This window comes from Aeromonas sp. s3 (genome assembly GCF_040907805.1).
GTDB classification, from domain to species: Bacteria; Pseudomonadota; Gammaproteobacteria; order Enterobacterales; family Aeromonadaceae; genus Aeromonas; species Aeromonas dhakensis.
This window is the reverse complement of sequence record NZ_JBFOCQ010000034.1, coordinates 234,011-244,259: the sequence shown is the minus strand read 5'-3', so window position 1 is coordinate 244,259 and position 10,249 is coordinate 234,011. Positions and strand designations below refer to the sequence as shown.

Genomic DNA, 10,249 nt, shown 5'->3' with positions numbered 1-10,249 from the left:
CCTGTCGCAGAATAAAAAACCGATGTTAACAAGCGAGTCAATGACAAGCCAGGCACCGGCCAGTGATCGGACCGGTGCCTGAGGGCGATCAGGCCAGCAGCCGCTTCACCGTGGCCAGCAGGGTACGCACATCCTCGGGACGGGTCTGACCGCTCGTACTGTCGATGATGGAGCTGTAGACGTGGGGGATCACCTTCTCGACCCCGGCATCCAGCGCGATTCGCACAATTTCTTCAAAGTTGTCGAGATCGATGCCGCCGGTGGGCTCCAGCCAGAAACCGTGCCGCGCACAGGCCTCGGCCACTGCCTGATACTCGGCGCGGCAGGCCAGCCCGCCCATGGGGAAGAACTTGACCGAGCTGCCGCCCATATCCTTGAGCAGGGCGATGGCGGTGTCGATGGGTACGATGCCGTCGGGCTGCTGGCTACTCAGGGGGCCGGTGGAGATCTTAACCATCCCCGGTGTGCCGGTGGGGGAGACAAGGCCATTGACGAGGGTGTCAGACTGGCCAAGCAGCGCCCGGCTGGCGCCGACCCCGGTGAACACCTGGTTGACGTGCTGGGGCTGCAGCTGGCGAGCCAGCTCGGCCACCATGGCGGACTGGCGCGGATCGCCGGCCCCCAGCCCGATGGAGAGGGCGTTGTCGATTAGCTTGGCGTAGGCCTGCATGTCAGCGACGGCGGAGGGTACATCCGGGTAGTTCTTGGAGAGCACACCGACCAGCACGTGGCCTTCGGCTGCGTCGTATACCTCGACGGCATTCTCCTTGGAACCTGCCAGCACGTTGAGGCAGACCTGATCGCGGTAGTAATTGGGAGTAAGAGACATCAGTTGTTCTCCTGAACGAGGTGGGCAATGGCGGCATGGATCTGGTCGAGCTGGGGCAGGGTGACGCTGCGCACGTCGATCTCGATGTGTCCCTCGTTGGCCTTGTAGCCACGGCAGTAGATGGCAGGTGTGCCCTGCTGCAGACGGGCGACGACCTGCACTGTGGTCATGCCGATCTGCTGGTGGTCGAAGGCGATATCGGTGCGGGCTATGTCGCGCCCCGCGCTGTCCCACACCACCTTGGCGCTGACGCCGGGCAGCTGGTTGAGGCGCTCGATGAAGGGGGTCATCTTGGCGACCATGGCGGCGCCGCTCTCCTTCTCTTTGATCAGGTAGCGCTCGATGGCGTGGGTGAGGCCGAGGATCCCCTCTTTGCCCACCTTCATGGCACGGCCGATGCCGTTGGCCTGCTGCTTGACCCACTCCACGTACTGACGCTTGCCGAGTACCAGCCCGCTGGTGGGCCCTTCGATGGCCTTGGCGCCGCTGTAGATGACCAGGTCGGCCCCCAGGTTGTAGTAGAGACGCAGATCCTCCTCGGCCGCCGCATCGACGATGAGCGGGAGCCCGTGGGCCTTGGCCACCTCGGCTGCCTCGGTCACCGACAGGATGCTCTTCTGCACGCAGTGGTGAGACTTGATGTAGAGGATGGCGGCGGTATTGGCATTGATGGCTGCGGCCAGCTGGGCGGCAGAGCACTCGTTGGCGTAGCCGGCCTCCACCACCTTGCCGCCCCCCAGGTTGACCATGGTGCCGACCGGGGCGCCGAAGTTGACGTTGTGCCCCTTGGGCAACACGATTTCGCTCGGCACATTGTGGGCATGGGCGTGCAACTGCTCGAGGCGGTAGGGGTCGCCGCGCACGATCACGGCGGCCACCGACTGGGCGATGCCGGCGCTGGCGCAGGAGACCACCACCGCATCTTCCACACCCAGCAAGCCCGCCAGGTAGGCGCCGGTCTTGTTGACCAGATCCTTCACCTCGAAGTAGTGGCCAAGGCCGAAGTTGACCGCATCGACCACCTCCTGCTCGGGGGTGGAGACGCCGAGAATGGTCATGCGCCCGGAGGCGTTGATCACCGGTTTGAGCTGATATTTCTCATACACAGAAGGCATGGTGTGATTTCCCATAGTGAGTCAGAACCAGTTCGCCACCGACCAGGGCGGCGAGGGGCAGCAACTGCTGGTCGCCATTGCGGGCGCCGGCTTCGGTATCGGTAAAGAGGGTGGGGCCGTTCATCACCTCGAACAGGGTCAGATCGGCATCTGCGCCCACCTCGAGTCGCCCCTTGCCGGACAGGCGCAGGGCATCGGCGGCATGGTGGGTGACGCAGGCCAGCACCTGCTCCAGGGTCATGCCGATGGCGAGAAACTTCGACATCACGTGGGCCAGGCTGTAGACAGGCCCCTTGATGCGGTTCTTGCAGTAGATGTCGGAGCTGATGGTGCGGGGCAGGATCCCCTGGGCAATGGCCAGCTCCGCCACCTCGAAGCTGAAGCTGGCGCCGCCGTGGCCAATGTCGAGCAAGAGCCCCCGCTGCATCGCCTCACGCACCGCCTGGCGCAGTTCACCGGCCGGGGTCAGGATGCGGTTGGGCTTGCCGTTGAAGCAGTGGGTCAGCAGATCGCCATCCCCCAGCAAGGCGACGATCTCGTCCAGATCCGGCGGCGTGTTGCCCACGTGCACCATCAGCGGCAGCTGGCCGTGGGCCTGTTGCAGCGCCTTGGCCATACGCAGCGGCTGCAGGCCGTTCTCACCCACCACGCTGCCGCTCATCCGCGCCTTGATGCCGACGATGAAGCCGGGGTGGCGGGCAATGGCCGCCGAGGCGAGATCCATGTCGAGGTCCCGGCTGTCGGCCAGTTCATTCTGGCGCAGCAGGCCGATGCGGGAGATGTTGAGCAGGGCGTGCACCCGGGTCTTGCAGCCGGCGGCGAGACGCTGGAAGTCACCCACGTCGTCGGCCCCGGTGCTGCCGGCGTCGATGACGGTGGTGACGCCGGACTCCACGCCCACCTTGTCCGGCTCATCGTGATAGAGGGGGGAGGCGGGGTAGCAGTGGGTGTGGCCGTCGATCCAGCCGGCGCTCACATGCACCCGGCCGCCGAGATCCAGGGCCTGCTGCGCCGCTGCCGTCTCCGGCAGGGTGCCAAGGGCGGCGATTTTGCCCTGCTGGATGGCGATATCGACGAGCTGGCCATCTCCCTGGCGCCCCGCTCTGATGATGATGTCGTACATGCTGATGGCCTCTAGCGTGCCGCCCCGCAGGGCGGCTGATGGTTATGCAAGCGCAACCGGGAAGAAGGTACCCAGCAGCATGGCCCCCAGGATGGCACCGCCGGTGATGGGCTTGCCCCACACGTAGAACAGCAGCGCACCCAGCAGGGAGCCGATGCCGATGGGGATCGAGGCACCCATGGCGGATAGGATGATGAGGGGGCCGAGGAAGCGGCCCGAGCTGTTGCCAGCCCCCATCATCACATCCGCCCCGTAGGTGGAGTTGCTCTGGTTGATGGTGAACTTGCGCGCCAGGATGATCACGTAGCCGATGGCCAGACCAATCACCATGCCAGTCACCAGCGAAGCGGGGAAGTTCTCCACCGGATAGATGATGCCGGCCCCCAGCAGCAGGGCGGGCACGCCGAGGCCTACCCCGGTCTGGATAGCACCGCCGATGTCCAGGATCCCCACCAGGGAGCCCTCGATGATGCGAGCGAACAGGAAGCTGGCGCCGAAGGCCGCCACCGCGCCGTAGGCGCCGGTGTCCATCCCGGCCTTGAGCATGGCGACGAAGGCCACCTCGTTGAAGGCGCCGACCCCGTACAGGTAGAACATGTGGGTACCGGCAAAGACCCCGGCCGAGAGCAGGCCGACGAAGATGGGGAAGGACCAGTCGGCATACCAGAAGTTGTTTTTCAGTTTCTCATCCATGGCGTGACCCCTTATTTGCCGCTCAGCAGGTTATGGACGTTTTCCAGCCACAGGGGAATGCCCAGATGGAAGGACTCGATGAGTTTCATGTCGAAGCCGCGGAAGAAGCCGCTCAGCACGAACAGCAGGACGATGGCCGCCATCATCACCTTGGTGACGTGGTTCCAGCCGCTCTCTTCCACCCCCTTGCCGATCAGGATGCCGAGCACCAGACCCGGTACCGCGTTGCCCATGATGAGCTGGGCCAGACCGCCGAAGATGGTGGCCCAGAAGCCGGACTTCTTGCCCGCCTCGATGGCGGCCAGCCAGAAGATCACCGGCATGACGGTGTTGACCAGCAGGTTGGCGGCCGGCACCAGTACCTTGACCGCGGTGACCTGCAATGCGGCCGGTACGGCGGCGGCGGTGCTGTTGAGGAAGGCGACCACGATGGCACCTATGATGCCGCAGGCGATGGCCATCTTCTTCGGGTCATGCAGGGTGGTGGCGAGATCCCGGTTCTTGATCATCAGGGCTGCCGCACCCCAGTTCGGCAGGATGCGGTGATCCACGTCCTGGGTGAAGGCGCCGGCTGCGACCGTGGAGGCCCAGGCGTTGAAGAAGAAGCCCAGACCAAACGAGAAGTGGGAGGCGGGATCCCCTTCACAGGAGTTGAGCTCGCCCAAGGTACGGAAGGCGCCCATCCCCTGCACGGTCGGGGCGTGGAACATCCGTGCCGCGCCGGCCCCCACCCCGACGCCAACCAGGCCGCCAATGATGAGTGACTTGATAAATATGATTAGAAACATCCCATGTATCCTTCTTGTGGCGGTGTTGCCGCGGGCGGCGTCACACCCGGGTAAAGGTCACCTTGTCGGCGTCCAGGCTGGTGACCCTGACCGTGATGGCGAGCCGAACCCGGTATTCGTGGCGTTGGCGCGGCAGGAAGAAGAACAGGAACTTCTCCACCCGGACCGACTCCTCGGCCTCGATCACCTCGACCTCGACCGGTTCGATGCGCAGCAGCACCCGCGGGTTGTCCTTGAGCAGCGTGGATTGCACCTGGCTGAGGGCGGCGGCGAACGCCTGCTGACGGGTCGCGCCCTTGCCGTTGACGGTGACCCGGGTGGTGAAGTCCTCTTTCATCAGGCGCGTCCGTGTTTCTTGGCAAACGCCTCGACCAGCTTCTGGCCCAGCTCTTCCTTGTCCATGAAGCCGAAGCCCAGCACCACGCACCCCTCGTTGATGGCGGTCACGCCCTCCTCGATGGATCGCATGCCGTAACGGCACTTGTAGCCGTACTTGGTCTGGGCCGTGATGGCGCCGGCACCGCCGCTGCCGCAGAAGGAGATGCCGAGATCCGCCTGCTCCTTGTTCATCACGTCGCCGAGCTTCATGTCGGCGGCCATGCCGGGGATGACGGTCACGCTGGCGCCGGCGGCTTCCGCGCCTGCTCCCACTTTCTGGCCCTTGCCGAGGCGATCACCGATCACGAGTTTGATGGCTGTCATTTAGCATTCTCCTTTGACTGAACTGAGTTCGTTTTCTTTGGCTACTTCGAAATGGACGGACAAGAGGTGTGCCTCTTCATAGGCGAGCCGCTCCAGCCAGCTGACGACCTGCTCGGCCAGACGCAGGGAGAGGGGGGAGATCTCCTCGAACAGGCTGAGGTCGACCTCCGGCAGCGGCTCGCCACTGTGGGAGCGCCACACCATGGCTTTGACGTGAGAGGCCAGCATCTGCTGCTGTACCTCGTTGGGGCGGATGCCCTGTTCGGCCAGCAGGATATGGATGCGCGCCAGGATCTGGTCGGTTTGGCGCAGCAGGGCAGGGCTGTCCGGGGTCAGGGGCTGGTCATGGGTCTCTGTGTGCAAGGTCTGCTCTCCAAGGCTGGCAGAAGGGATAGCGTTACCCTAAGCCGGTCATGTTCGGGAGAGGAGGCACCGTTTTTCCGATTCGAAGCGGAAATTCGCGCGTCAGCTGGCCAATTGAAGCCGCTTTTGCAGCATCAAGCGGAAAAGAGAGCTCATTGGCGCCTATTTTGTGTGATCAGGGGCGCACTTGGCGTTGGATGAAGGGCTGCTGGCCCTTGGCTGAAACTGTGAGTTGCCTCACGGCCGGGAGGGGAAAAGGGAGGAGAAGGGGGCGATTCCTCGCCCCGACCATGGGGATGTCAGCTGGCGGTAGCCGCGCTCGCGCTGGCCCGGTTCTGATAGCGCAGATCCTCTTCGATGGTGACCTCCACCTCGAGCGGTTTGCCGTCGCGGATCACCGAGATGGTGAGTTTGGTGCCGGGCCGGCTCTCGACGATCTTGTCCATGGCGGCCCGCACGCCACTGATGGCCTCGCCATTGATCTTGAGCAGCACGTCGCCCCGCTTCAGCCCGCCCTTGGTGGCCGGCCCGTTGGGATCCAGGCTCTCCACCACCAGGCCGCGCAGGTCACCCAGATTCATCATGCGGGCGACGATGGGATTGATCTCGACGCTGGAGATGCCGAGGTAGCCGCGGATCACCCGGCCGTTGGCGATCAGCTCGTCCATGATGCGCTTGGCCAGCTTGTAGGGAATGGCGAAGCTGATGCCGTAGCTCTCCTGATTGCCGTTGAGGTGGTAGGCGGCGGTGTTGATGCCCACCAGATCGCCGCGGGCATTGACCAGGGCGCCCCCCGAGTTGCCCTCGTTGATGGCGGCGTCGGTCTGCAGCAGATCCTGCCGGCCGTTGCTGTCCGGCCCCATGCTGGAGAGGCCGATGCGGCCGGTGGCGCTGATGATGCCCTGGGTGATGGTCTGGCCGACGTTGTAGGGGTTGCCGATGGCGAGCACCACGTCGCCCACGTCGGGCAGCCGCTCCGGATCCTGCGGGATCACCGGCAGGTTGTCCGATTCGATGTAGAGCACCGCCAGGTCGGTGAGCTGGTCGGTGCCGACCAGTTCGGCGCTGAATACCCGTCCGTCCTGCAGCGCGACTATGATCTGGTCCGCATCGGCGATGACGTGGTAGTTGGTCAGCACGTGGCCGCGCTGGTTCATGATGACGCCGGAGCCCAGCCCCTGAGGCCTGAGTTCAGTCTGGTTGCCCTGATTGCGGGCGAAGCTGCGGGTATAGATGTTGACGACGGCAGGGCCGGCGCGGTGCGCCGCGTAGGAGAAGCTCAGTTCACGGGCATTGGTGATGAGGCCGGGCAGTTGGGCCCCGCCCCGAAAATTGGGAAACAGCAGCAACAGTAGCGCCGCCACGGTGAGACCGAAGCCGACAGACTTGCCCAAGTAACTGACTATAGGGGGGATTTTCATGTCATTCTCATCCGTACATAGAGCGGGCAGAGAATAACACTATCGGTGGATAAAAATCACCCGCGGCAGGCGCCGCGGGTGAGAGGAGATTAACGAATTACCAGGTAGAGCGAAGAGTCGCCGCGCTGGATGTTGAGGGCCAGCACATCCGGCTTGTTCTTCAGTGCCTTGCTCAGCTCTTCCAGCGAGTTGATGCGCAGGCGGTTGACGCCGATGATGACGTCGCCCTTCTGCAGACCGGAGGCGGCGGCAGGGGAGCGCGGATCGATCTCGGAGACGGCCACGCCGCTCACCGGCTCGCTGGTGGTGCTCAGCTTGGCCCCTTCCAGTGCCGGGTGCAGCGCACTAGCCAGGATTTCGCTGTCATCCGCCTTCTTCAGGGTGACCTTGACGGTCTGCTCCTTGCCATCGCGGATCAGGCCCAGTGCCACCTGCTTGTCGGCACCCATGGTGGCAATCTTGGCCCGCAGCTCGCCGAAGGAGCGGATGGCCTTGCCGTCGATGCTGACGATGATGTCGCCCGGCTTGATGCCGGCCTTGGCGGCCGCGGAGTCAGGCATCACCTGGTTGACGAAGGCGCCGTCCTTCTTGTTGTAGCCGAAGGTCTTGGCCACTTCAGAGGTGAGCTCGGTCCCTATGATGCCCAGCTGGCCGCGACGGACTTCACCGTATTTCACGATCTGTTCGGACAGGTCGCGCACCATGTTGGACGGAATGGCGAAGCCGATGCCGATGTTGCCACCGTTGGGGCCCAGGATGGCGGTGTTGATGCCGATCAGCTCGCCGCGCAGGTTGAGCAGGGCGCCACCCGAGTTGCCCGAGTTGATGGCCGCATCGGTCTGGATGAAGTTTTCCAGGTTCTCGATGTTGAGGCCGCTGCGGCCGAGCGCACTGACGATGCCGGAGGTGACGGTCTGGCCGAGACCGAACGGGTTGCCGATGGCCAGCGCATAGTCACCGACCCGCAGCTCGTCAGAGTCGGCGAATTTGATTTGAACCAGATCCTCGGCCTTGATTTGCAGCAGAGCGATGTCGGACTGCTTGTCTTCGCCGATCTTCTTGGCGGCGTATTCACGGCCATCCTTCAGGTTGACCTTGATCTCGTCCGCCTCGTGCACCACGTGGGCGTTGGTGATCACGTAGCCCTTCTTGGCATCGATGATGACGCCGGACCCGAGCGCCTGGAAGGGCTGCTCGCTCACCTGTTCGTCAGGCATGTTGGGGCCGAAGAAGAAGCGGAACTGTTCCGGCAGACGCTGGCGGGTGATCTTCTTGCCGGAGACGGAAATGTTGACCACGGCAGGGGTGACTTGTTCGAGTACCGGCGCCAGGCTCGGCATCTCCTGATTGTTCGCCAAAAGGGAGGGCAGTGCAGCCTGCACGGGGGCCGCAGACATGGCGATACCGACACTGAGGGCTAACACACTGAGCACAGAAAGAGGTTTACGCATATGAAAAACAGCTCCCAGAAAAAGTTGCAATGCAATCGTCAAGGTCTGACCACGATACAGCGCAATTAGTTCCGCGGGGAACTAACTGGACTGCTTGAGCAGACCGGAGGCCCCTGCATAGTCACGGGGCGGTACACCCGGTTCTTCATTGGCCGGGACATCGCTGCTCTCGTCGAGCAGAGTTTCACGGAACAGCGGCTCCTGGGCTTTGGCCAGGAATTTGCTCTGCTCCGCCATATGGCGATAAAGGGTCTGGTACTGCTCGGCCAACTGTTCCATCAGGGCAGCACTGTCGGCGAAGTGGGTATTGATCTGACCCTGGTAGCTTTCCAGTTCCTTGTGAGCCTTCTTCAGTTCTTGTTCCAGACGGCCGGCATCCCGGCTGCGCACTGTGAAGCGACCGATGATGATACCGATAATCAAGGCGGCGACAGCCAGCAGGATCCCGTTTAACAGACTCATAGATGCTCCTTGTTACAGCTAAACCAATGTATGTTAATGCGGCCTGAACGGCCGCTACGCCTTGATGGCACTATACCGTGCACCCCGAGGGCGTGATACCATTTTGTCCTTCATTCAGGGACTTGAAGGCAATCGACAGGATGACCCCGCAGCAAAAATATCAGCAGGATTTGCAGCGCCCCGGCTTCGTGGCCGACCCCGCTCAGGCGATGGCCGTGGCCCGTCTGGAGCGACTCTATCAGGATTTGTGCCAAACCCCGACTCCGACCAGATCCCGCGGTCTGCTGGGCTGGCTGCAAAAGCCGAAGCCCCGTACGCCCATCCTGGGGCTATATATGTGGGGTGGAGTGGGCAGAGGCAAGACCTGGTTGATGGATACTTTTTTCGACAGCCTGCCCGGGGAGCGCAAACTGCGTATCCACTTCCACCGTTTCATGCACCGGGTGCACGATGAGCTCAAGGGACTGACCGGTCAGGCCGATCCGCTCAAGCTGATCGCCCGCAAGCTGGCCGACGAGACCGACGTCATCTGCTTCGACGAATTTTTCGTCTCCGACATTACCGATGCCATGCTGCTGGGGACCCTGTTCCAGGAGCTGTTCGGCCATGGGGTCGTGCTGGTGGCGACCTCGAACATACCGCCGCAGGATTTGTATCGAAATGGTTTGCAACGTGCCCGTTTTCTACCGGCCATTGCCCTCATAGAGCGTCATTGCGAGATACTTAACGTGGATGGCGGTACCGATTATCGCCTACGCACGCTGGAGCAGGCGGAGATATATCACTTCCCGCTGGATCGGCAGGCAAAATCCAATCTCGAGCTCTATTTTCAACAATTAACCGGGCTGCAACAGGCCCTGGCGGGCCAGGTCGAGATCAATCACCGTCAGCTGGCGTCGCTGGGGATGGGGGAAGGTGTGCTCTATATGGAGTTCGAGCAACTTTGCTGCACACCCCGCTCCCAGAGCGACTATATCGAGCTGGCGCGGCTGTTTCACACCGTCCTGCTGGCCAATGTGCAGCCCATGGGGGCTGGCACGGATGACGCGGCGCGCCGCTTCATCGCCATGGTGGACGAGTTCTATGAGCGGCACGTCAAGCTCATCATGTCGGCGGCGGTGCCCATGCAGGAACTCTATGGTCACGGGCTGCTGGATTTCGAATTCCAACGTTGTCTTTCACGGCTTCAGGAAATGCAATCGCACGAATACCTTGCCAGAGTGCACCTTCCTTAGTCACAATACCGCGCCTGCCAGTCGGATGGGCATCTGCGGCAGGTAGGGCCGGGCGACATTTGCTAGC

At 62.8% G+C, this 10,249-nt stretch carries 12 protein-coding genes; 1 reads left to right on the top strand and 11 read right to left on the bottom strand.

Features of this window, described 5'->3' with window-relative positions; genetic code table 11:
- Positions 1-88: 88 nt before the first annotated feature.
- The 11 genes from AB5Y98_RS21960 to AB5Y98_RS21910 form a co-directional block, all read right to left on the bottom strand.
- Positions 89-829, bottom strand: a complete 741-nt coding sequence (locus AB5Y98_RS21960) for a KDGP aldolase family protein (RefSeq protein ID WP_368232943.1) — start codon at positions 827-829, stop codon at positions 89-91.
- The gene (locus AB5Y98_RS21955) at positions 829-1,944 is read right to left on the bottom strand and encodes a DgaE family pyridoxal phosphate-dependent ammonia lyase (protein WP_368232941.1); all 1,116 of its coding nucleotides are present in this window, start codon (positions 1,942-1,944) and stop codon (positions 829-831) included. Before AB5Y98_RS21955 ends, AB5Y98_RS21960 begins: the two co-directional genes overlap by 1 nt.
- Positions 1,928-3,067, bottom strand: a complete 1,140-nt coding sequence (locus AB5Y98_RS21950) for an amidohydrolase/deacetylase family metallohydrolase (protein WP_368232939.1) — start codon at positions 3,065-3,067, stop codon at positions 1,928-1,930. The genes AB5Y98_RS21955 and AB5Y98_RS21950 overlap by 17 nt, the downstream gene beginning before the upstream one ends.
- A gap of 42 nt (positions 3,068-3,109) precedes the next feature.
- A complete protein-coding gene (locus tag AB5Y98_RS21945; protein WP_017766404.1) occupies positions 3,110-3,760 on the bottom strand; it encodes a DUF4310 family protein in 651 nt (216 codons plus the stop codon).
- Between the two features lie 11 nt (positions 3,761-3,771).
- Complete coding sequence (locus tag AB5Y98_RS21940; RefSeq protein WP_005305923.1) at positions 3,772-4,548, bottom strand: DUF4311 domain-containing protein; 777 nt, start codon at positions 4,546-4,548, stop codon at positions 3,772-3,774.
- Positions 4,549-4,588: 40 nt separating this feature from the next.
- Positions 4,589-4,885, bottom strand: a complete 297-nt coding sequence (locus AB5Y98_RS21935; RefSeq protein WP_368232937.1) for a DUF4312 family protein — start codon at positions 4,883-4,885, stop codon at positions 4,589-4,591.
- Positions 4,885-5,250: an SFCGS family glycine-rich protein gene (locus tag AB5Y98_RS21930; RefSeq protein ID WP_005305917.1), complete on the bottom strand. Its 366-nt coding sequence runs from the start codon at positions 5,248-5,250 to the stop codon at positions 4,885-4,887. The genes AB5Y98_RS21935 and AB5Y98_RS21930 overlap by 1 nt, the downstream gene beginning before the upstream one ends.
- Positions 5,251-5,613, bottom strand: a complete 363-nt coding sequence (locus tag AB5Y98_RS21925) for a PRD domain-containing protein (protein WP_005305914.1) — start codon at positions 5,611-5,613, stop codon at positions 5,251-5,253.
- 299 nt (positions 5,614-5,912) lie between these two features.
- Entirely contained in the window at positions 5,913-7,034 is a 1,122-nt protein-coding gene (gene degS / locus AB5Y98_RS21920; protein WP_005305911.1) for an outer membrane-stress sensor serine endopeptidase DegS, read from the bottom strand.
- A gap of 89 nt (positions 7,035-7,123) precedes the next feature.
- Positions 7,124-8,485, bottom strand: a complete 1,362-nt coding sequence (locus AB5Y98_RS21915; protein WP_005305907.1) for a Do family serine endopeptidase — start codon at positions 8,483-8,485, stop codon at positions 7,124-7,126.
- Positions 8,486-8,566: 81 nt separating this feature from the next.
- Positions 8,567-8,947, bottom strand: coding sequence for a YhcB family protein (locus AB5Y98_RS21910; protein ID WP_005305902.1), 381 nt, complete (start codon positions 8,945-8,947; stop codon positions 8,567-8,569).
- A gap of 140 nt (positions 8,948-9,087) precedes the next feature.
- Between AB5Y98_RS21910 and zapE the strand changes: the two genes are divergently transcribed.
- The gene (gene zapE, locus AB5Y98_RS21905; protein ID WP_017766407.1) at positions 9,088-10,182 is read left to right on the top strand and encodes a cell division protein ZapE; all 1,095 of its coding nucleotides are present in this window, start codon (positions 9,088-9,090) and stop codon (positions 10,180-10,182) included.
- Positions 10,183-10,249 lie beyond the last annotated feature (67 nt).

What these genes read in the sequence shown, in the direction of transcription:
- AB5Y98_RS21960 (WP_368232943.1), bottom strand. Translation starts at nt 829, where the DNA reads ATGTCTCTTACTCCCAATTACTACCGCGATCAGGTCTGCCTCAACGTG.
- AB5Y98_RS21955 (WP_368232941.1), bottom strand. Translation starts at nt 1,944, where the DNA reads ATGCCTTCTGTGTATGAGAAATATCAGCTCAAACCGGTGATCAACGCC.
- AB5Y98_RS21950 (WP_368232939.1), bottom strand. Translation starts at nt 3,067, where the DNA reads ATGTACGACATCATCATCAGAGCGGGGCGCCAGGGAGATGGCCAGCTC.
- AB5Y98_RS21945 (WP_017766404.1), bottom strand. Translation starts at nt 3,760, where the DNA reads ATGGATGAGAAACTGAAAAACAACTTCTGGTATGCCGACTGGTCCTTC.
- AB5Y98_RS21940 (WP_005305923.1), bottom strand. Translation starts at nt 4,548, where the DNA reads ATGTTTCTAATCATATTTATCAAGTCACTCATCATTGGCGGCCTGGTT.
- AB5Y98_RS21935 (WP_368232937.1), bottom strand. Translation starts at nt 4,885, where the DNA reads ATGAAAGAGGACTTCACCACCCGGGTCACCGTCAACGGCAAGGGCGCG.
- AB5Y98_RS21930 (WP_005305917.1), bottom strand. Translation starts at nt 5,250, where the DNA reads ATGACAGCCATCAAACTCGTGATCGGTGATCGCCTCGGCAAGGGCCAG.
- degS (WP_005305911.1), bottom strand. Translation starts at nt 7,034, where the DNA reads ATGAAAATCCCCCCTATAGTCAGTTACTTGGGCAAGTCTGTCGGCTTC.
- AB5Y98_RS21915 (WP_005305907.1), bottom strand. Translation starts at nt 8,485, where the DNA reads ATGCGTAAACCTCTTTCTGTGCTCAGTGTGTTAGCCCTCAGTGTCGGT.
- AB5Y98_RS21910 (WP_005305902.1), bottom strand. Translation starts at nt 8,947, where the DNA reads ATGAGTCTGTTAAACGGGATCCTGCTGGCTGTCGCCGCCTTGATTATC.
- zapE (WP_017766407.1), top strand. Translation starts at nt 9,088, where the DNA reads ATGACCCCGCAGCAAAAATATCAGCAGGATTTGCAGCGCCCCGGCTTC.